Origin of the sequence: Membranihabitans marinus, from assembly GCF_019802045.1 — a bacterium.
Lineage (GTDB): Bacteria > Bacteroidota > Bacteroidia > Chitinophagales > Saprospiraceae > Membranihabitans > Membranihabitans marinus_A.
Window position 1 is genome coordinate 292,066 of the sequence record NZ_JAHVHU010000005.1, and the last position, 21,570, is coordinate 313,635.

Here is a 21,570-nt window from a genome sequence, read left to right on the forward strand (position 1 = left end):
ACATGGAAAGTAAATACGCCGAATTATTACTTAATTATTGCCTGGAGGTGAAGAAAGGGGATCGTTTATTCGTTCAATCCACCTTTCTGGCAGAACCCCTGCTTAAAGAAATTTACCGGATTGGGACACGATTGGGCGCATTGGTCGAGTTTGATCTGGCGCTCGAAGGCCAATCCAAGATATTTTTTGATGAAGCGGATGACGAACTTCTTCGCATGGTCTCCCCTGTCCAGGAATATCGATACCGTCATTACGATAAATACCTGAGCATTCGGGCGCCGTACAATTTATCAGAAGATAAATCAATATCAGGTGCTAAGCTCAAAATTCGCAAGCAGGCGCTGCAACCCATCCATACCTTGTATTTCCAACGAACAGCAGATCAGACCATGGACCGGTGTTTGTGCCAGTACCCTACCCAAGCGGCCGCACAAGCAGCAGAAATGTCGTTGGACGAATACCGCCAGTTTGTATTCCAGGCGTGCAGGCTCTATGATGCTAATCCAACTGAATCATGGCTCAAAGTGCGTAAGAATCAGCAACGTGTTACCGATTTACTCAATCGCTCAGAATTTATCCAATACCAGGGACCACACATCGATCTTTCATTTTCATGCAAAGGCCGACCATGGATCAACTCGGATGGGCGGGCGAACATGCCTTCGGGAGAAATTTTCACGGCGCCGGTCGATGACTCCACACAAGGAACAGTTTATTTTACCCATCCGGCCATTTACAGAGGACAAGAGGTCTCGGGCATTTCACTAACGTTTGAAGACGGATACATCACAGCATGGTCTGCAGAAAAAGGACAAGCTGTACTTGATGATGTATTTGAGATTGAGGGCGCTCGTCGTCTGGGAGAAGCTGCCATTGGGAACAATTATCAGATTCAGCAAATGACCAAAAACATTTTGTTTGATGAAAAAATCGGCGGCACCATCCATCTTGCAGTGGGTCAAGCTTATTTACAAAACAATGGGATAAATAAATCTTCCATCCACTGGGACATGATCACTGACATGTCCACAGACAGCCGAATCCTTGCCGATGGTAAAACAATTTATGAGAATGGTCATTTTATCATTCAGTAACACAATCTCAATTACGAAATAAGATCAGGTCAATGAAAAAATACGAAAAATACCCCCTTTATATCAATAACAGCCTCCATCGGAAAAAAGAAAAGTTCGAACCCTTAAAGGCGCCCCACGTGGGGATGTATGTCTGTGGTCCAACGGTATACAATGATGTCCATTTGGGCAATTGCCGAACCTTTGTCAGTTTTGATGTCATGTACCGCTACCTCATGCACCTGGGGTACCAAGTTCGGTATATCCGAAATATAACCGATGTGGGTCACCTGATGGATACCGGGGAAGATAAAATGGCAGAACGGGCCCGACTCGAACAGTTAGAGCCAATGGAAATAGCTCAAAAATACACGCGCCGGTTTCACCATATTATGTCATTGATGAATACCCTGCCGCCATCCATAGAGCCGGCAGCCTCAGGTCATATCCCAGAACAAATACAAATGGTTCAAGCCATTCTGGACAATGGTCTGGCTTATGAGGTGAATGGTTCGGTCTATTTTGACACGAAAAAATACAACGAGGAATCGGGTAATTACGGCCAATTATCAGGCCGGGTACTGGAAGAACTGTTTTCAGAAACGCGTACGCTTAAAAACCAGGATGAAAAGCGAGATCCGGCAGATTTTGCAATTTGGATGAAAGCGACTGATGGTCACATCATGAAATGGCGATCCCCCTGGTCAAAGGGCTTTCCAGGCTGGCACCTTGAATGTTCAGCCATGAGTACTAAATACCTGGGAAAAACTTTTGACATCCATGGCGGAGGCGCCGATCTGAAGTTTCCGCACCATGAGAATGAGATTGCTCAAAATGTGGGCGCCTGTAAAGTTGCACCAGCCAATTACTGGATCCATACCAACATGTTGCTCATGAATGGGAAAAAGATGTCAAAAAGCGACGGCAATACCATCACCCCGGAAGAATTAATGGATGGCAACAACGAACATGTCAGTCAGGGGTATGATCCGATGACCATTCGTTTTTTCTTTTTGCAGGCCCACTACTCCAGCACATTGGATCTTTCCGATCATGCCCTGCAAGCTGCATCCAAGGGTTATCAAAGGCTAATGAATGCCCTTAAAATCGCAAAAAACCTGCGACCTGAAGACTATCCGGCCCAAGGTGACGCGGAACTGGATGATAAAATCCAGGATCAACATGATCGTTGTTACTTGGAAATGAGTAATGACTTTAATACTGCGAAGACCCTGGCCGTTCTTTTCGAAATGGCCGGAGTATTAAATGATATTGACAGCGGACAGATCAAAACAAAACAAATATCTTCTGAAGCGATTAAAATGCTCACAAACACCTTTACCGTCTTTCTGGAAGATGTTTTGGGCCTGGAAAAGGTGCAGGAGTCCAGTAGTAAACTGGATGATGTGATGCAGATCTTACTCGAGATCCGACAGACTGCACGAGCCGAAAAAAATTGGGCCCTGTCCGATCAGGTCCGGGATCAGCTGGCTGAAGCGGGAATAAAGATCAAAGACAGTAAAGAAGGTACTTCCTACAGCCTCTGATCATAGATTTCTGGGCTTTTAAGAGTTATCAGATGTTGAGAAAAATTATTCTTTGAGCAGGTTTAACCCGCTTTATTCACCATGTCAATCTGGTGTGATGCATAATTTACAGTACATCAATTCTTAATTTCCAAAATTGGTCATATTACATAGCCCAATTTAGGGTGACCTTTGATTTGCGGGCTAACAGCTAAACTCCGATGCCAAGAGTTATTGCGAGGCATGTCTTGCTTCTTGACGCCTGACAGAAGGAAGAGTTGATCAACGCTTAATCAGAAGACGTATTAACCCAAAATAAAAAACCCGGTTCATGTTGCCAGAACCGGGTTTTGTATTTTAAGGGAATGAAAATCCCACTAATCTCTCATTGAAGCACCTAAGCAATTACTCAACTTCAGCAACTTCTTTTTCAGATGGCTCTACATGTTTCACGATTACATCCTGAAACTGTTTGACGCCCGTACCGGCAGGAATTCGCTTACCGACAATGACGTTCTCCTTGAGACCATTCAGCTCATCTCTGTTGGCTCCGATTGCTGCAGTACTCAATACTTTGGTTGTTTCCTGGAACGAAGCCGCTGATATCCAAGATGAAGTTCCCAACGATGAACGGGTGATTCCTTCCAAAATAGGTTTGGAGGTGGCAGCTACTGCATCCCGATACTCCACTACTTTATTGTCATTTCGTTTGAGCATAGAATTTTCCTCGCGCAATTGACGTAAAGTAACCGTCTGACCCGCTTTGAGCTTGTTCGAATCACCGGGATCCGTCACGATCTTCTTATCAAAAATGTCATCGTTTTCTTTTAAGAAACTCAATTTGTCGACCGGTTCGCCTTCGAGGAAAGTAGTATCACCCGGATCCATGATCAACACACGACGCATCATCTGTCTGATAATGACCTCAATGTGCTTGTTGTTGATATCGATTCCCTGCGAACGATACACTTCCTGAATACCATTCAGAATATAATTCTGAACAGCAAATGGACCGGAAATATTCAATATGTCTCCGGGGGAAGTGGCACCATCGGACAACTGCGTTCCTGCCCGGACAAAATCTCCTTCCTGCACTAAAATGTGCTTGGACAGTCCGATCAAGTATTTGCGTTTCTGCCCATCTTTTGCTTCGACCATCACCTCACGGTTACCACGCTTGATCTTTCCAAAGGACACGACCCCGTCAATTTCGGAGGTCACTGCCGGATTGGATGGATTCCGTGCTTCAAAGAGTTCGGTAACCCTGGGAAGACCACCGGTAATATCCGATACTTTACTCAACTGCCGTGGTATCTTGGCAACGACTTTTCCTTTTTCGATTTTTTCTCCTTCCTGAACCGAAATGTAAGCACCTACGGGTAAGTTATAGGTCTTTAATTCGTTCCCTTCGGAATCCACGACCTTAACTGTAGGAATCTTTTTACGTTTTTTGGATTCAATGATCACCTTTTCTTCAAATCCAGTTTGTTCATCGCGTTCCACTCGATAGGTTACGCCTTCTTCGATGGATTGGAACACCAACTCGCCGGAAAATTCCGAAATAATGACGGCATTAAATGGATCCCACTGACAGATCAGATCACCCTTATTCACCTCCTGATCTTCTTCGATAAATATATCGGCGCCGTATGGCAAGTGGGCGGTGGAAAGAAGTCTGTTCGTCTCTTTATCCCGGATTTGCATTTCACCGGTTCGGGAAAGAATAATTCCTTTTTTACCTCCTTCGTTGCTGTCAACTTCGACGGTACGGACACTATCAAATTTGACGATACCATTGTACTTGGACACCAACTGAGATTCGGATTGACTGACTGAAGCAATACCACCCACGTGGAAGGTACGAAGCGTCAGCTGTGTTCCGGGCTCACCGATTGATTGCGCAGCAATGATCCCCACCGCATCACCGATTTCAGCGACCCGACCACTAGCGAGGTTTTTACCATAGCATTTTTTACAAACACCACGCTGTGATTCACAGGTCAACACCGATCGTATGGTTACTTCTTCGATACCAGCTGCTTCAATCTGTCGGGCTATTGGCTCGGAAATGTATTCATCCGCCTCCAAAATAACCTCGTCCGTTTCCGGATGATTGATTTCGTATAGGGTATATCGGCCCCGAATACGTACAGAAAGCGGCTGAACGATCTTATCGTTTTCTATAAGGGCTGTCATTTCAATCCCGCGAAGCGTATCGCAATCCTCTTCATAGATGACCACATCCTGAGATACATCGACCAATCGTCTGGTCAGGTACCCCGCATCCGCTGTTTTCAAAGCCGTATCGGCCAAACCTTTCCGAGCACCGTGCGTAGAAATAAAGTATTCCTGCACCGTCAAACCACCCAAAAAGTTGGACAGAATAGGGTTTTCAATAATGGCCCCACCTGTATCACCAGATTTTCGCGGCTTGGCCATCAATCCTCGCATTCCGCAAAGCTGCTTAATCTGCTGTTTGGATCCCCGAGCCCCACTATGGAGCATCATATACACCGAGTTGAAACCGTTTCTGTGTGTAGACAACTCATTCATCAGGTTGTCCGTGATCACGTTATCCGCATACGTCCATTTATCGATGATCTGGTTGTAACGCTCATTGTTGGTAATCAGCCCCATGTTGTAGTTTTCCCAGACCTCATCCACTTCATTCTGGGCTTCATTAAGCGTCGCTTCTTTTTTGGAGGGTGTGATCAGGTCGCCCAGGTTAAATGACAATCCACCACGGAAAGACCAATAGAATCCTAGATCCTTAACTTTATCCAGGAATCGGGCTGTCGTCGCGAAGTCCGTAATTTCAATGACATTGGAAATCACTTTCTTCAAATTCTTTTTGGTCAACAACACATTAATATACGGAACAGACTCCGGCACTGAATCATTGAACAATGCCCGGCCTATCGTGGTATCAATAATGTCGTTCTTTAGTTCTCCATTTTCGCCCGCTACTTTAGTCAGTAGTTTAATGGGTGCATGAAGGTTAGCCTGTTCTTCGTTGAATGCAATCCGTACCTCATCAAATGAATAAAATGTACGTCCTGCGCCTTTAATTTCTGAAAAATCTGTGTTTGGACTAAGTTCTTTACTCATGTAATACAATCCCAAAACCATATCCTGGGAAGGCAGGGTAATGGGTGATCCATCCTGCGGGTTCAGCATGTTGTGTGCAGACAACATTAGTACCTGAGCTTCCAATATAGCCGCCTGACTCAACGGAACATGAACCGCCATTTGGTCACCATCAAAATCCGCGTTAAATGCACCACAGACCAGGGGGTGTAACTGAATGGCCTTCCCTTCGACCAGCTTTGGTTGGAAAGCCTGAATAGACAATCTGTGCAGTGTTGGTGCCCGGTTAAGTAATACAGGGTGTCCTTTTAGGATATTTTCCAGTATTTCCCATATCACGGGTTGTTTTTTGTCCACCATTTTTTTAGCGGACTTCACGGTTTTTACGATCCCGCGTTCGATTAATTTTCGAATAACGAATGGTTTGAAAAGCTCTGCAGCCATCCCTTTCGGAATTCCACATTCATGCAATCGAAGATCAGGACCGACAACGATGACCGATCGACCGGAATAATCCACCCGCTTACCCAATAGGTTTTGACGGAACCGGCCTTGTTTTCCTTTTAGTACATCACTTAAAGATTTCAAAGGTCGACCGCCTTCCGCTTTCACCGCATTGGATTTCCGGGAGTTGTCAAAGAGCGAATCAACAGCTTCCTGAAGCATCCGCTTTTCGTTCCGTAAAATCACTTCCGGTGCTTTGATTTCCAGCAATCGCTTCAATCGATTGTTCCGGATAATTACCCGTCGATATAAATCATTCATATCCGACGAAGCAAAACGGCCTCCATCCAATGGAACCAATGGTCTCAACTCTGGCGGGATAACCGGCAGGTATTGGATAATGGTCCATTCTGGTTGATTTTCTACCCGGGTAGCTGCATCCCGGAATGCTTCGACCACACGGAGACGCTTCAGGGCCTCAGACTTTCTTTGTTGAGAAGTCTCTGTAGCTGCCTGGTGGCGCAAGGCATAAGACAATTCATCCAGCTCCAATCGTGCCAATAAATCCTTAACGGCTTCGGCACCCATTTTTGCGATAAACTTATTGGGATCTTCATCATCCAACGCCTGATTATCTTTAGGCAGTGTATCCAGTATCTCAAAATACTCTTCTTCGGTCAGAAGGTCTTTATTGCTGACCCCATCTTCTTCTTTTATTCCGGCTTGAATAACCACGTACCGTTCATAGTAAATGATCGTTTCCAGGTTTTTTGAAGAAAAACCAAGGAGGTATCCGATTTTGTTGGGTAAAGAACGGAAAAACCAAATGTGGACCACGGGAACCACCAATTTGATGTGCCCCATACGCTCTCTTCGAACTTTTTTCTCTGTCACCTCGACTCCACAGCGATCACAAACAATTCCTTTATATCGGATCCGTTTGTACTTTCCACAGTAACATTCATAATCCTTTACCGGTCCAAATATCCGCTCACAAAATAAACCATCACGCTCTGGTTTATAAGTTCGGTAGTTGATGGTTTCCGGCTTGAGCACTTCACCAAATGAACGTTCCAAAATGTCATCCGGAGAAGTCAGGCATATGGTTATGCTATTGAGATTTGAGTTGGGTTTGGTATCCTTATTATTTATAAATGCCATGACATTCAATTATTTATTGGTTAATCAAATTTAATATCCAACGCGAGGCCACGAAGCTCGTGAACCAGGACATTGAATGATTCCGGAATATTTGGTACGGGAAGGGTATCCCCTTTCACGATGGATTCATATGTTTTGGTTCGTCCCTGGATGTCATCCGATTTGACCGTGAGCAGTTCTTGAAGGATGTTCGAAGCACCAAAAGCCTCCAATGCCCACACTTCCATCTCACCAAATCGCTGACCACCAAACTGTGCTTTACCACCGAGGGGCTGCTGCGTAATCAATGAGTAAGGTCCGATCGAACGAGCATGCATTTTATCATCGACCATGTGTGATAATTTCAGCATATAAATCACACCTACTGTAGCCCTCTGGTGGAAACGATCTCCTGTTCCGCCGTCGTATAAGTAGGCTTGACCCAGTTTTGGTAACCCGGCTTTATCGACATATTCATCAATTTCTTCCACCGTTGCTCCGTCAAAAATGGGTGTTGCAAATTTGAGGTTGAGTTTTTCTCCAGCCCAACCCAGTACGGTTTCAAATATCTGGCCCAGGTTCATCCGCGAAGGCACACCAAGCGGATTGAGCACGATGTCTACGGGTGTTCCATCCTCCAGGAATGGCATGTCTTCCTCCCGGACGATCTTGGCTACGATCCCTTTGTTTCCATGACGTCCAGCCAGCTTATCACCTACTTTGAGCTTTCGCTTCTGGGCAATGTAAACTTTTGCAAGTTTGAGCACACCAGCCGGTAACTCATCTCCAATGCTAATATTAAATTTCTCTCTTTTATATCGACCTACCTCCTCATTGACTTTGATGGAATAATTGTGCAACATGCGCGCAATCAATTTATTCGTTTCTTCATCATCGGTCCACTGGCTGTAATCAATAATGGAGTAATCGATATTTTTCAACAGACTTTTAGAAAACTTTGTACCGGGTTTGACGACCTCTTCATTGTACACGGTCCGCACACCGGCTGATTTCTCATCATTCAACACGGTTCGAAGTTTATCGATCAACAGCGTCTTGAGTTCATTGAGTACTACAGCGTGGTTTTCTTCCAGCTCTTTTAACTTCTCTTTCTCCTCCGCTTTTTTGGTTTGATCTTTTTTCTCGCGGGCAAATAATTGCTTTTGAATAACAATCCCTTCTGTAGAAGGTCCGGCTTTCAATGAGGCATCTTTTACGTCACCTGCTTTATCACCAAAGATGGCACGGAGCAATTTTTCTTCCGGTGTCGGATCGGTTTCTCCTTTCGGTGTTATTTTACCGATCAGAATATTTCCTTCCTTGATCCAGGCACCAACCCGGATGATTCCGTTTTCATCAAGGTCTTTTGTTGCTTCCTCGCTGACATTGGGGATATCATTAGTCAATTCTTCCTCGCCCAATTTCGTTTCTCGGACATCCAATTCATGGCTCTGAATGTGGATGGAAGTAAATATGTCATCGCGAACGACACGTTCAGATATGACGATAGCATCCTCAAAGTTGTAGCCTTTCCACGGCATGAACGCCACTTTAAGATTCTGCCCCAAAGCCAATTCTCCTTTTTCTGTGGCGTATCCATCACAAAGTATTTGTCCTTTCTTGACCTTTTGCCCTTTGTGAACGATGGGTCTGAGGTTTACACACGATCCCTGGTTGGTTCGTAAAAACTTCAGCAAGCTATACGTCTTCACATTGTTTTCAAAAGTAACCAACTGATCTTCTTCGGAGGCATCATATCGGATTACAATTTCATTAGCATCGACTGATTCGACCACACCATCTCCTTCAGCATTAATCATCATTCGTGAGTCACGCGCTACTTTACCTTCCAGCCCGGTTCCTACAATTGGTGCAGATGGCCGAAGCAATGGCAATGCCTGACGCTGCATGTTCGATCCCATCAAAGCCCGGTTCGCATCATCATTCTCCAAGAATGGAATCATCGATGCAGAAACACCTACAATCTGATTCGGAGCAACATCAATAAACTCAATCTCGTCCGGAGCCAATACGGGAAAATCACCATGCTCCCGACATCGGATCCGATCATTGAGAAATTCACCCTGATCATTGATGATGGAGTTTGCCTGTGCAATAATTTTATAATCTTCTCCTTCAGCACTTAAAAACTTAGCATCACCTTCCATCACCACCTTGCCTTCCTCCACAGGTCGGTATGGGGTTTCCAGGAAGCCCATTTTATTCACCTTGGCATGAACGCAAAGCGTAGATATCAAACCAATATTCGGACCTTCCGGCGTCTCGATGGTACACAGACGACCATAGTGTGAATAATGCACATCCCGAACCTCGAAACCGGCACGCTCTCTGGACAATCCTCCTGGCCCTAGTGCTGATATCCGGCGTTTGTGTGTAATCTCTGAGAGCGGATTGGTCTGATCAAGGAACTGTGAGAGTTGGGATGTTCCGAAAAATGAATTAATCACGGAGGACAGCGTTCGCGCATTAATCAGATCCACCGGCGTAAATACTTCATTATCTCGTACGTTCATTCGCTCCCGTATGGTTCTGGCCATACGTGCCAACCCGACGCCAAACTGACCATACAACTGCTCCCCTACGGTCCGAACCCGTCGATTACTTAGGTGATCAATATCATCGAGTTCGGCTTTTTGATTGACCAGACTAACCAGATATTTCACGATCTCAATCATATCTTCTTCGGACAACACCAGGGTTTCCATCGAGATATCAAGGTTCAGCTTTCGATTGATCTTATACCGGCCGACTTCACCCAGATTGTATCTTTTATCCGAAAAGAACATTTTCTCAATAATCCCGCGAGCAGTTTCTTCATCTGGTGGATCGGTACCACGCAGTTGTCTGTAGATGTAGGTCACAGCTTCCATTTCGGAACTGGTCGGGTCTTTTTGGAGGGTATTGAAGATAATGCTATAATCTTCATCGATATCCTCCCGCTGGAACATGACCACTTCGACTTCTGACTCGAGAATAGCCTCAATGTGCTCTTCCTCCAATACGACATCGCGTTCGAGAATAATTTCATTTCGTTCGATCGTGACTACTTCCCCTGTATCCTCATCGACAAAATCTTCTGTCCATGATTTTAGTACACGAGCCGCTAATTTTCGGCCAATCGAATTGTGTAATCGGTCTTCATCTGCATTGACCTCTTCGGCCAGATTAAACAGATTCAATATTTTTTTATCCGAATCAAAACCAATAGCGCGTAAAAGCGTAGTGACCGGGAATTTTTTCTTCCGGTCAATGTACGCATACATTACAGAATTGATATCAGTAGCAAACTCCATCCAGGCTCCTTTGAATGGAATAATTCTAGCAGAATATATTTTTGTTCCGTTCGGGTGAAAAGACTGGCTAAAGAAGACACCTGGCGAACGATGCAGCTGTGATACAATCACTCGCTCAGCTCCATTTACCACAAAAGTACCTTTCGGTGTCATATAAGGGATATTCCCTAGGAATACATCCTGCACGATGGTTTCAAAATCAATATGCTCTTCATCATTACATGATAAGCGCAATTTTGCTTTCAAAGGAACACTATAGGTTAATCCACGCTGCATGCATTCCTCGATGGAGTATCTCGGAGGATCTATATAGTAGTCCAAAAATTCGAGGACAAAAATATTTCGGGCATCGGTGATTGGAAAATTTTCTTGGAAGACCCGAAATAAGCCCTCATTTCCTCTGTTTTCGGGCGTAGTTTCCAGTTGAAAAAATTCTTGAAATGACTGAAGTTGTATTTCGAGTAAATCGGGGTACTCAGTCATTAGATTAATTTTCCCAAAGTTCACTCGTTCGGACGCTGTTACTTGATTACCATTGGAAGCCATTGGACACTATATTTTTGGTGGTAAAATTATTATGTTGTCGTTACAACACCGGGATTTCTAGATTCAGAATACGCAAAAAAGACTTAACCCACCCGGGGTGGTTAAGTCTTTTAAAAACATTATTTCATATATAACCTTCTACGTATTATATTTATAGCTGAAGATTTTAAAATTACTTCAATTCTACTTCTGCACCTGCACCTTCAAGAGCTGCTTTCAGACTTTCTGCTTCGTCCTTTGATATAGCTTCCTTCAATGTTGCAGGAGCTCCGTCAACCATTTCTTTGGCATCTTTCAATCCGATACCCAATTGGTTTTTAACCTCTTTTACTACAGCCAATTTTGCTGAACCAGCTGATTTCAATACAACATCAAATTCAGTTTGTTCTTCTTCAGCGCCACCATCACCGCCTCCGGCAGGTCCGGCTACAGCTACAGCAGCTGCTGCTGGTTCGATTCCATACTCTTCTTTGAGTATATCTGCTAATTCACTGACATCTTTAACAGTCAGATTTACTAATTGTTCTGCTAATTCTTTTAATTCCGCCATTTTGATTTTTTTTAATTTTGCTCAAATATATATTGAGAGCGTTTAAGCTTGGAAGCCAATTTTGAATAAATAGTATTAATTATCAGCACCTCGTTCTTCAAGGGCTTTAACAAGACCAGCCAAGGTCTGAGATCCAGATTGAAGTGCAGAAAGCACATTCTTCGCAGGAGACTGCAGCAATCCGATTACATCGCCTAACAAGTCTTCTTTGGATTTCAGTTCGGACAAGGGCCCTATTTGATCGTCCCCGATGAAAACATCCGTATCAATGTAGGCTGCTTTCAGTACAGGTTTTTCGTGCGTTTTACGAAATTCTTTCAGTATTTTGGCCGGTGCATTTGCTACTTCTGTAAATAGTATACTCGTCGGGCCTTTCAGCGAATCGTACAATCCGCCAATATTTTTCTCTTCAGGTAAAGATTCCAGTGCTTTTCGCATCAGGGTGTTCTTTACCACTTTCATTTGAATCCCATTCTCAAAAAATTGCCGCCGTAGTTTGTTCACATTTTCTACGGAAAGCGCTGAGGAATCGGTTATATAAAAGTATTCAGACTCTTTAAGCTGAACAGCAAGGTCTTCGATCAGTTGTGTTTTCTCTGCTCTGGTCATCGGTGTCTTTTTTTAAGATTAATTTACTACTGCTTTGGGATCCACTTTTACGCCGGGGCTCATCGTAGAAGCCACCGTAACAGATCGAAAGTAAGAACCTTTCGCAGAAGCTGGTTTCATCCTGAATAAGGTCGTCAAGAGTTCTCGGGCATTTTCAGCCAACTTCTCAGCTGTAAAAGAAACCCTGCCTATCGAGGTATGAATTATTCCAAATTTATCCACTCGAAAAGCAATTTTACCCTTTTTGACTTCTTCAATAGCGCTCGTCACATTGGGGGTCACTGTTCCGGATTTAGGGTTCGGCATAAGACCTCTGGGGCCCAGAATCCGACCAATCTGCCCGACTTTCGCCATGACGTCAGGTGTCGCAATAATCACATCAACATCTGTCCATCCATCTTTGATTTTCTGGACATATTCATCCAACCCTACATAGTCTGCACCGGCTTCAAGTGCTTCAGCCTCTTTATCAGGATTGCACAGTACCAGGACAGTTTTTGATTTACCTGTTCCGTTGGGTAACACAACAGTTCCTCGTATGGCTTGATCCGCTTTCCGGGGGTCTACTCCAAGTCGAATATGCATATCGACGGAGGCATCAAATTTTGCTGTATTTACTTCTTTTACAAGAGCCATCGCATCTGGAATAGGGTAGACTTTTTCTTTGTCTATTTTTTCCAGAACCGCTTTTCTTTTCTTAGTTAACTTTGCCATTATTATAATTTATGAGGTTATGCGCTTAGCAACAAGCTCCCTCTGTGTTCATAATCGAATACAAAAACTTCTGGTCCTCAGAAGTTTAAAATCAGTTCTCCCAGGGTGGTGTCCCTTTTACGGTGATTCCCATACTTCGTGCCGTCCCTGCCACCATCTTCATCGCTGCTTCTATGGTGAACGCATTAAGATCTGGCATTTTTACTTCCGCAATGGTCTTGACCTGATCCCAGGTAACAGATCCTACTTTATTCAGATTGGATTCTGCGGAACCTTTTTTTGCTTTACTCGCTTCGAGCAACTGTACCGAAGCCGGCGGTGTTTTTATGATAAAGGTAAATGACTTGTCTTTGAACACCGTCAATACGACAGGCAGTACCTGTCCCATCCTATCCTGAGTCTCGGCATTGAACCGTTTACAGAACTCCATGATGTTTACACCTTTAGCACCTAGTGCAGGTCCGACCGGTGGAGCGGGATTAGCTTGCCCTCCTCGAACCTGTAATTTTACATAAGTATCTACTTCCTTTGCCATTTGTATCTATTTTCTTTTGTTATTCTTGACCTATTGCTTTTCAACCTGAACAAAATTCAGTTCAACTTCAGTGCCCCGGCCAAAAATCTTAACAATAACCTTTAATTTTCTCTTTTCTTCGTTGACCTCAATCACATCACCTACGAAGTCATTGAATGGTCCATCGACGATTCGAACGGTCTCCCCCTCCAGGAAGGGTTCGATCATTACTTCTTCAGAAATATTGGACTCATCCACCTTGCCGAGCATTCGATTGGCCTCAGCCTGTCGCATCGGTATCGGATTGGTACCTCCCAGGAAGTTGATTACATTGTTTACCGAAGCTATAGATTGTATGATTTCACCACTAAATCGCTCCGGATCAGCCTCTACCAACAAATACCCTGGAAGTATATTGCGTTCAGTAATGACTTTTTTTCCTCCACGGATTTTGTACACTTTTTCGGTAGGCACCACGATTTGGGTCACGATATCCGTCCACCCTGATCGTTGCAGATCAAGTTCAATGCGTTCTTTAAGTTTCTTTTCTTTTCCGCTTATTACACGTAGAGAATACCATTTCGTTTCTTCCATTTGGATCTGATAATTTTATCTATGCAAGACTGTAAATCAAGTCCAGAACTTGTTTGGAGAAGGTATCCATAACAAAAACAAGAAGCGCAAAAATAATGCTGGCAACCAACACTAGAATTGTACTACTGATGAGTTCTTGCCAAGAAGGCCAGGTTACTTTATGTGTGAGTTCATAGTAACTCTCCCGGAAGCTGTCTGTAATTTTACTCATTGTTCCTCTTTAATCTCAGCCAAAAATCCCCTAATCTGTATAAAAGCAGGAGAGACAGGACTCGAACCTGCAACCTGCGGTTTTGGAGACCGCTGCTCTACCAATTGAGCCACTCTCCTTTGTTAGTTCCTAGTCTTTCGTACTCTATTTCAGGTCACTGACACCCTGCCCCATTCTGCTCTACCTCTTCGCTCTATCAAGTATAGACGCGATTAATTACTAATCGCGTCTGATACTAATTTTTTGACCCAAAATCCAAGTACTCTGTTCTAAGTACTCCTCTTTGGTTTTACTCTATGATTTCCGTTACCTGTCCGGCACCGATCGTTCGTCCGCCTTCTCGAATTGCAAATCGCAATCCTTTCTCCATAGCAATCGTATTGATCAGTTTGACTTCCAGTGTTACGTTATCACCAGGCATCACCATTTCCACGCCATCCGGCAAAGAAATATCACCCGTGACATCCGTTGTTCGGAAATAGAACTGTGGACGGTATCCATTAAAGAAAGGCTTGTGTCTTCCACCTTCTTCTTTGCTCAGAACGTACACCTCGCATTTGAAATGCTTGTGAGGTGTCACTGATCCGGGCTTACAGATCACCTGACCTCGTTCAATATCTTCTTTATTAATTCCTCGAAGCAACAAACCAGCGTTATCACCAGCTTCACCTCGATCCAATATCTTACGGAACATCTCTACTCCGGTAATGGTAGAAGTCTTTGGCTTCTCGCCTTCCGCCATCATACCAATAATCTCAACCGGATCTCCAACATTGATTACACCACGCTCGATTCGACCAGTAGCTACTGTTCCACGTCCTGTGATAGAGAATACATCCTCTACAGGCATCAGGAATGGAAGATCTACCAAACGCTCAGGCTCAGGAATGTCTGAATCTACTGCAGCCATCAATTCTTTGATTGCAGCTGCTGCATCATCATCACCCTCCAGGGCTTTCAATGCAGAACCCTGAACAACACTAATGTTGTCTCCGTCAAATTCATATTGATCCAAAAGTTCGCGAACTTCCATTTCAACCAATTCAAGCATCTCAGGATCATCTACCAGATCTACTTTGTTCATGAATACGACAATCTGAGGAACACCAACCTGGCGCGCCAACAAGATGTGCTCACGCGTCTGAGGCATAGGACCATCTGTAGCCGCAACTACAAGGATAGCACCATCCATCTGAGCAGCTCCCGTTACCATGTTTTTGACGTAGTCAGCGTGACCAGGACAATCCACATGGGCATAGTGACGATTCTCAGTTTCGTACTCTACATGCGAGGTATTAATAGTAATTCCCCGTTCTTTCTCTTCCGGAGCTGCATCAATGGAATCATAATCCATTTTTGATGCAAATCCATCATTTGATAATACATAAGTGATCGCTGCTGTGAGCGTTGTCTTACCATGATCCACGTGACCAATGGTTCCGATGTTTAAGTGCGGCTTACTCCGTTCAAAAGTTTCCTTTGCCATTACATGTGATTTTTATTTATCAACAATTAATTGATGTTACCATCTACGCTAACATGGAGCCAATGAAGGGAATTGAACCCCCGACCCCTTCCTTACCATGGAAGTGCTCTACCCCTGAGCTACATTGGCATAAAATATCGATTGAGCGGGAGACGAGATTCGAACCCGCGACCCTCAGCTTGGAAGGCTGATGCTCTACCAACTGAGCTACTCCCGCTTAAATTAATATCTTAATCTTATTCTTTACCATCCAATGTATATGTGTGGGGGTGATAGGAATCGAACCTATTCAGACGTAGTCACCAGATTTACAGTCTGGCCCGGCTCTCCAACTCCGGCGCACCCCCATTTTGTCCATCTTTACTTCATGAACCACCCTGACAAAACACCCACTACAGGCCAAATAACATTTCATCTAAAAAGGTTGGTACTGACTTCGTGTCATACCCGATGAATGCTTTAATCAGGATATACATCTCAATTTATGCCTAAACTCAATATACAAACTCAGAGTAGCTGATAAAAGAAAAGTAAAAAAAGATCTGTGTATATTGGTTGATTATTCAGAGTAACCTCCCGAACGGTCTTTCAACAAAACCATCAGCAAAGGCTTCTGAGCCAGCAGAGGGATTCGAACCCCCGACCCGCTGATTACAAATCAGCTGCTCTGGCCAACTGAGCTATGCTGGCTTGTATTAGTTTTTACTATTATTCTTTGCAAGAATATTCAAAAAAACCATCTTAATAGCCATTGACTCAATCATAACACATCAATCTTCCTTTTCCTTCTTCTTTACACCAGGCTATTTAAAACACTGATTCCACCAAGAGAGTAAGGTGTTAGCGATAGATATATTAAAAAATTATTTCAAATTGTACTGCTTTCTCTTAAAGCGATGGCAAAGATAGTGTAATATTTTTTATTATCAAAACAGAATTTCTTTATTTTTTTTGAATGATGGATTGACACCATTCAACATGTCATTTAATCCTCTTCGTTTCGGCCAAAATCGGTTTACGCCAACCGGCTTTTTTATTGACGCAGTGCAACGATGGGGATGATAAAAACAGATCGAACGAAGGCGTCGTACGAATGCTTCCTTATGCAGGTTTCATCCACAAACATACAGATCACAGCGAAAAACACACCTCCATTTACAAAAAAGCCCCGGATGATTTCTCCGAGGCTTCAGTGATGTATTGACTTGGTCAGTACGACCGCTGCATTTCCTTGTGCTTGATGATTTGTCGCTTCAGAGTATCCGCAGCACTGTCTGTAGCCGATTCAAATGTCTTATCGACTTCTTTTACAAATAAAGTATCTCCCGGGACATGTACCCGTGCTTCGAAGATTTTATCTCGTACCTGACCGGAATTCTCTAATTTCAAGAATACACTGACATCCAAAATCTGGTCATAAAACTGTTCCAGTTTGGATAATTTCTTTTCAATAAACTCAATTAATTCCGCATCTGCGGTGAAATGTACTGATTCTACTCTAATTTTCATATTCAATGTGGTTTTATGAATTAATCAATCACAGCATCAAGATCCGGAAGTGCATTTTGATATGTCTTCTTTAGTTTTTCAATGCTGTTGTGTGTATATATTTCTGTTGCTGCAAGGGTACTATGTCCTAAAAACTCCCGAATAACCTGGATGTCAGCCCCGGCATTCAGCAGGTGTGTGGCGATGGAATGACGCAATAAGTGAGGACTAAGTCGCTGACTACTAGACCATCCGCCCAAAATTGATTTTACCTTATTATAGATCCATTTGGCATAGACCTTTTCACCCTGATCCGTTACCATCACCGGATAAGGCAACCGATTAAATTCGTCCATGGTACTCATCCGGTATTGTTTCAAGGATTGAAGTAACTCGGGCCGAACAGGTATCTGACGTTGTTTTTGCCGTTTCCCCATGATTACAATGTACCCGGATCTCAGGTCAATATCTTTCCATTCCAGGTTCATCAATTCTGCTCTTCGCATCCCAGTCTCATACAATATCGCAATAAGAATACGGTCACGGATATCTTTCCAATGGTCTTGCCCTCCCCCCTGCAGATACATTTTGATAACCGCTTCCGGAATTACCTCAGGCAATTGTTTACCGGTCTTCATGGGCTGAATCTGGGCAACCGGATTGGTTTCAACATGGCCTTCTCGTTTTAAAAATTGAAAATAGGAACGCAGTGTGGATAATTTTCGGTTGATGGATTGCTTTTTAAGCTTCCGTTCGGTCATATCGTACACCCAACTCCGCACGTGCATCAACTTCACTTCTGTACTGCAAAGCAATTGATATTGATCAAGCATGTAATCCTTAAACTGTTTCAGGTCACACTGGTAAGCCGTCAATGTATGTAGCGAATAACGTTTTTCAAACCGTAAGTAACTGACAAACTCATCTATCTTCCACTCTGCTGTCATCAATATTTGTATTGGTCAACAAAATTCACGCTGTGTGCTCACCCTGGAGAACCTGATCAGACTCTCCGGTAATTACCAGACGACATCTTGGTCATTCTCTACAAGCGACTCTGACGAGACTTCGACTTCTTTAACGACGTAACATAAGTTTCTAAAATTTTCATCCAAAAACTCAGAAGTCCCACCCCACCCAGTAAAAGCACACATACACCTTTAAACTGATGTTCCTAAATATAATTGTTATATCTCAGAAATTAAAATATTTTTAAATATTACCGGTTACAGAAATCCATAGGATGACCACTTTGCACAACACTTGGAGCTAACTCGCAAAATTCGTGGCTTTTGATTTACCTACCTGGCGTTGATTATTTTTTTAATGGCTGTTGGACAGGTACAGATAAAATCTCGCCAAGGGAGAGATCGAATGTGGTCAATCGTGAAGGAACCAAAATGTTCTCATTTTGGGTGGGTAGGATATGGGAATCGACCTGTCCCCGCCTAGGCTGTGGGGCGCTGTCCCGAGGATAATGTATGAATGACGTGGTGAATATAGCGGGCTAAAGACTCCGCACGCATTATACCATTTGTATTCGATAATGCCGTATAAGATTTTGTAAATATGTCAAAGATTGTTGAGTAAAAAACGGAGGTACAAATGAAGTTACACCGCGTATTTTTTACGAAGAGAATCGAAGAATATTTCGGAATATATTCGGCAATTAAGAATTCAATAGGTATCATATATGTTCATCGTGTAATAACTAGTGGGTTCGAACCAATTTGATAAAAAAAGGGATGCTCGCTCGAGCATCCCTTTTAATAAATTTCCTAAAATTTTTTCGTCGTACTACTCAGCCAATTCCGTGATGACATACGTATCTACAAGTTCACCAAAAGACCCGGCAGATACCGTCCATTTACGTAAGAAAGAAAACGTACTGGTCTCAGCATCATAATTTGTGGCTTCAGGATTCGCACTCGTAGTCGTCGTGACCGGACCATAGGTCGCATGATCGTATCCTGAAAGTTGAACTCCAGGCAAGGGCGTAACTTCTACTGCCCCTTCCTCCCATTCAAACTCATAATGGACACCTGGTGCAAAAACATCCTTGAGTCTGTAAATATTCGACCCCTCCTGCCGAAGCAATTCCTGATCCCAGGAAGTTTCAAAAAACGCACTGTTGTAGGTTCCGTCGGCATACTTGTCCCACTTGATCAGCGTGAGCTCTCCGACATACACGGGATAATTCTCAGTATACGGATTTACATAGGCTTCCTCGAACTTCAATTTTAATGTAAGTGGTGTAGCCGTGGGTGCTCCTTCCTTCACAGGGATCACCAATGTGGCCGTATCCGCACCACTGGCAAATGAAACCGTCGATGGAACTTCGAAACTATTTTCCGTGTTTTCCACCACCACAACGGGTGCATCAACACTGCCGCTGGCATTGTTCCGGGTTACCGTCAAAGTGATGGATGGATTTTGAGCTGGATCCAATTCAAAACTGGTTGTATTTTCATTGGAAAAAGCCAAACCGGGAACATCAGCTCCCACTACAGGACTGGGCTCAACCGTATCTACATATTCGTCTTCACATGAAAATGTCAATCCGATAAAAAGGGCAAAAACTGCTATAATTATTTTATTGTACATCATATTTTGTTTTTTATAGTTAAAGGATAAACATTATTCGTCTGGTACGGGATCCGGTGTTGGGGCAGATGGATTATTATCAGATTCACTCAACGCGGGGTTAGCCTGAATCTCCGCTTCCGGGATTCTCCACAACAACAGATCAGATCCTGCGTCAATATTAAATACCATCGTCGCATTGGGGAATCCACCTCCACGTCGATCTACATCTTTATTGAGGCGCATGATGTCAAACCAGTTCAAACCTTCGCCCCACAGTTCTATGCGTCGTTGACGGAATACTTCTTCTTGTACTTCTTGTGGCGTACTCGCAGAAACCACATAGCTGGTATCGCGATAAGTTTTTATGAAATTCTCAAGTGTACCTTTGCCATCGCCTCCGCTCATCGCTTCTGCTTCCGCTTTGATCAGGTACATTTCTTCGATACGCATCAGCGGAATGTCATTCGCATTGGTAGAAGTTGCCACCTTGTCATTGTAAGGGCCAAACTTAACCTGTGTGTATGGTACGTATCCAAGACCAGCAATAAAATCGGCCTGTTCTTCATTTAGATTCGCTGAGGTCTTGTTTTCATCCAACCACCAACCTTTCCGAACATCTGTATCGGCAATAGATTCAAACAAAGCTTTATTAATTTGCTTCCCTTCAGAAACCGTAGAATAACCGTTTCCGTTAAAAGACCCCATGTGCGAATACCAGTTTACAATTCCGGAAGTCACTACCCGGTCCGTTTCCTGAATAATAATACCCCACATCCAGTCCGATTGGGTAGATGACCAAAATGTCGGATGATTTACATCGGAGATTTGTGCCGGGACAGCACTGGATGCATTGATGGCATCAGTAGCATCCGCTGCAGCTTCATTCCATTTCTGCATAGCCAGGTGCATTCGCGCTCGAAGACCATAGGCTACAGCGAGACTAATGTACCGCTTATCGTTTCTGGTTACTCCACCTTCTTCAGCAGACTGCAACAACGAAATTGCTGTTGTGAGATCTGAATTTATAAAATCATATACTTCTTGAACAGTAGATCGGGGCGCGCCATTCAAGGCCGCTTCATTCGAGTTCTCATTCGTAATGATAGGCACGGCTGGTTTGGATTCATTCCCTACATAGTTAAACTGATACAGCTGCACCAGCACCAAGTAGCTGAAAGCCCGGGCTGCAAGTCCCTGGCCTAGAAAAAACTGACCAGTCGGATCTTCAATATCAGCAGGAAAAGCGCCGATGACATTGTTCGTGCTATTAATGATGGAATACATGTTGTTCCATAGGATCTGACCTTCGTTCGAGGTATATTCCCTGTCGCTGTAATCCAGATTGTTTCCGAACCAATTGTAGCCATTATCTTCCGATACAACATCGACTCCGTTTTGATCCATGAACATCATTACCGCTGGGTAACCAAAGTCGTTATGTCGGACCGACCCCAGTGCATCTTCATTGGGGGCATAGGCGCTAAATTGAGCAAAAATGGCGTTCACACCTGCTTCGGCTTTGGCCGGATCATTTTCGGCCACCTCTTCCTTCTGATCAGAAGTCACGGTGTCCCCCACCGGCAGCGTATTCAAGTCTTCGCAGCTCATCATTCCAAAGAAGACGGCTACTATTAAAATTATATAATATCTTTTATACATCATCCTTATTTTTAATTTTTGGTAAATGA

General features: G+C 43.7%; 15 protein-coding genes and 5 tRNA genes. 2 read left to right on the forward strand and 18 right to left on the reverse strand.

Features of this window, described 5'->3' with window-relative positions; genetic code table 11:
- The first annotated feature begins 2 nt into the window (after positions 1-2).
- Entirely contained in the window at positions 3-1,094 is a 1,092-nt protein-coding gene (locus KUV50_RS05685) for an aminopeptidase (protein ID WP_222579133.1), read from the forward strand.
- 32 nt (positions 1,095-1,126) lie between these two features.
- Positions 1,127-2,620 carry a cysteine--tRNA ligase gene (gene cysS / locus KUV50_RS05690; RefSeq protein ID WP_222579134.1) on the forward strand — a complete coding sequence of 498 codons (1,494 nt, stop codon included), beginning with the start codon at positions 1,127-1,129 and terminating at the stop codon, positions 2,618-2,620.
- 384 nt (positions 2,621-3,004) lie between these two features.
- Here the strand turns inward: cysS and rpoC are convergent, their stop codons facing one another.
- The 18 genes from rpoC to KUV50_RS05780 all read right to left on the reverse strand — a co-directional run bounded on the left by rpoC (position 3,005) and on the right by KUV50_RS05780 (position 21,544).
- Entirely contained in the window at positions 3,005-7,291 is a 4,287-nt protein-coding gene (gene rpoC / locus KUV50_RS05695; protein ID WP_222579135.1) for a DNA-directed RNA polymerase subunit beta', read from the reverse strand.
- Positions 7,292-7,311: 20 nt separating this feature from the next.
- Positions 7,312-11,130 carry a DNA-directed RNA polymerase subunit beta gene (rpoB, locus tag KUV50_RS05700; protein WP_222579136.1) on the reverse strand — a complete coding sequence of 1,273 codons (3,819 nt, stop codon included), beginning with the start codon at positions 11,128-11,130 and terminating at the stop codon, positions 7,312-7,314.
- A 172-nt stretch (positions 11,131-11,302) separates the two neighbouring features.
- Positions 11,303-11,680 (reverse strand): 50S ribosomal protein L7/L12, encoded by a 378-nt coding sequence (gene rplL / locus KUV50_RS05705; RefSeq protein WP_222579137.1) that lies wholly within the window; start codon positions 11,678-11,680, stop codon positions 11,303-11,305.
- Between the two features lie 75 nt (positions 11,681-11,755).
- Positions 11,756-12,289, reverse strand: coding sequence for a 50S ribosomal protein L10 (gene rplJ / locus KUV50_RS05710; RefSeq protein WP_222579138.1), 534 nt, complete (start codon positions 12,287-12,289; stop codon positions 11,756-11,758).
- 18 nt (positions 12,290-12,307) lie between these two features.
- Entirely contained in the window at positions 12,308-13,003 is a 696-nt protein-coding gene (rplA, locus tag KUV50_RS05715) for a 50S ribosomal protein L1 (protein ID WP_222579139.1), read from the reverse strand.
- A 91-nt stretch (positions 13,004-13,094) separates the two neighbouring features.
- A complete protein-coding gene (gene rplK / locus KUV50_RS05720; RefSeq protein ID WP_222579140.1) occupies positions 13,095-13,538 on the reverse strand; it encodes a 50S ribosomal protein L11 in 444 nt (147 codons plus the stop codon).
- Positions 13,539-13,568: 30 nt separating this feature from the next.
- Positions 13,569-14,111: a transcription termination/antitermination protein NusG gene (gene nusG, locus KUV50_RS05725; RefSeq protein WP_222579141.1), complete on the reverse strand. Its 543-nt coding sequence runs from the start codon at positions 14,109-14,111 to the stop codon at positions 13,569-13,571.
- A 19-nt stretch (positions 14,112-14,130) separates the two neighbouring features.
- Positions 14,131-14,322, reverse strand: coding sequence for a preprotein translocase subunit SecE (secE, locus tag KUV50_RS05730; protein WP_222579142.1), 192 nt, complete (start codon positions 14,320-14,322; stop codon positions 14,131-14,133).
- A 46-nt stretch (positions 14,323-14,368) separates the two neighbouring features.
- Positions 14,369-14,441 (reverse strand) — tRNA-Trp (locus tag KUV50_RS05735).
- Positions 14,442-14,611: 170 nt separating this feature from the next.
- On the reverse strand, positions 14,612-15,808 hold the full coding sequence (tuf, locus tag KUV50_RS05740) for an elongation factor Tu (protein WP_222579143.1): 1,197 nt from the start codon (positions 15,806-15,808) through the stop codon (positions 14,612-14,614).
- 54 nt (positions 15,809-15,862) lie between these two features.
- A tRNA-Thr gene (locus KUV50_RS05745) sits at positions 15,863-15,937 on the reverse strand.
- Between the two features lie 15 nt (positions 15,938-15,952).
- Positions 15,953-16,025 (reverse strand) — tRNA-Gly (locus KUV50_RS05750).
- A gap of 47 nt (positions 16,026-16,072) precedes the next feature.
- Positions 16,073-16,155: transfer RNA gene (locus KUV50_RS05755), tRNA-Tyr, on the reverse strand.
- Between the two features lie 269 nt (positions 16,156-16,424).
- A tRNA-Thr gene (locus tag KUV50_RS05760) sits at positions 16,425-16,498 on the reverse strand.
- Positions 16,499-17,017: 519 nt separating this feature from the next.
- Positions 17,018-17,317, reverse strand: a complete 300-nt coding sequence (gene hpf / locus KUV50_RS05765) for a ribosome hibernation-promoting factor, HPF/YfiA family (RefSeq protein WP_222579144.1) — start codon at positions 17,315-17,317, stop codon at positions 17,018-17,020.
- 20 nt (positions 17,318-17,337) lie between these two features.
- Positions 17,338-18,243 (reverse strand): tyrosine-type recombinase/integrase, encoded by a 906-nt coding sequence (locus KUV50_RS05770; RefSeq protein ID WP_222579145.1) that lies wholly within the window; start codon positions 18,241-18,243, stop codon positions 17,338-17,340.
- A gap of 850 nt (positions 18,244-19,093) precedes the next feature.
- A complete protein-coding gene (locus KUV50_RS05775; RefSeq protein ID WP_222579146.1) occupies positions 19,094-19,903 on the reverse strand; it encodes a hypothetical protein in 810 nt (269 codons plus the stop codon).
- A gap of 30 nt (positions 19,904-19,933) precedes the next feature.
- Entirely contained in the window at positions 19,934-21,544 is a 1,611-nt protein-coding gene (locus KUV50_RS05780; RefSeq protein ID WP_222579147.1) for a RagB/SusD family nutrient uptake outer membrane protein, read from the reverse strand.
- Positions 21,545-21,570: the final 26 nt, after the last annotated feature.

What these genes read in the sequence shown, in the direction of transcription:
- KUV50_RS05685 (WP_222579133.1), top strand. Translation starts at nt 3, where the DNA reads ATGGAAAGTAAATACGCCGAATTATTACTTAATTATTGCCTGGAGGTG.
- cysS (WP_222579134.1), top strand. Translation starts at nt 1,127, where the DNA reads ATGAAAAAATACGAAAAATACCCCCTTTATATCAATAACAGCCTCCAT.
- rpoC (WP_222579135.1), bottom strand. Translation starts at nt 7,291, where the DNA reads ATGGCATTTATAAATAATAAGGATACCAAACCCAACTCAAATCTCAAT.
- rpoB (WP_222579136.1), bottom strand. Translation starts at nt 11,130, where the DNA reads ATGGCTTCCAATGGTAATCAAGTAACAGCGTCCGAACGAGTGAACTTT.
- rplL (WP_222579137.1), bottom strand. Translation starts at nt 11,680, where the DNA reads ATGGCGGAATTAAAAGAATTAGCAGAACAATTAGTAAATCTGACTGTT.
- rplJ (WP_222579138.1), bottom strand. Translation starts at nt 12,289, where the DNA reads ATGACCAGAGCAGAGAAAACACAACTGATCGAAGACCTTGCTGTTCAG.
- rplA (WP_222579139.1), bottom strand. Translation starts at nt 13,003, where the DNA reads ATGGCAAAGTTAACTAAGAAAAGAAAAGCGGTTCTGGAAAAAATAGAC.
- rplK (WP_222579140.1), bottom strand. Translation starts at nt 13,538, where the DNA reads ATGGCAAAGGAAGTAGATACTTATGTAAAATTACAGGTTCGAGGAGGG.
- nusG (WP_222579141.1), bottom strand. Translation starts at nt 14,111, where the DNA reads ATGGAAGAAACGAAATGGTATTCTCTACGTGTAATAAGCGGAAAAGAA.
- secE (WP_222579142.1), bottom strand. Translation starts at nt 14,322, where the DNA reads ATGAGTAAAATTACAGACAGCTTCCGGGAGAGTTACTATGAACTCACA.
- tuf (WP_222579143.1), bottom strand. Translation starts at nt 15,808, where the DNA reads ATGGCAAAGGAAACTTTTGAACGGAGTAAGCCGCACTTAAACATCGGA.
- hpf (WP_222579144.1), bottom strand. Translation starts at nt 17,317, where the DNA reads ATGAAAATTAGAGTAGAATCAGTACATTTCACCGCAGATGCGGAATTA.
- KUV50_RS05770 (WP_222579145.1), bottom strand. Translation starts at nt 18,243, where the DNA reads ATGACAGCAGAGTGGAAGATAGATGAGTTTGTCAGTTACTTACGGTTT.
- KUV50_RS05775 (WP_222579146.1), bottom strand. Translation starts at nt 19,903, where the DNA reads ATGATGTACAATAAAATAATTATAGCAGTTTTTGCCCTTTTTATCGGA.
- KUV50_RS05780 (WP_222579147.1), bottom strand. Translation starts at nt 21,544, where the DNA reads ATGATGTATAAAAGATATTATATAATTTTAATAGTAGCCGTCTTCTTT.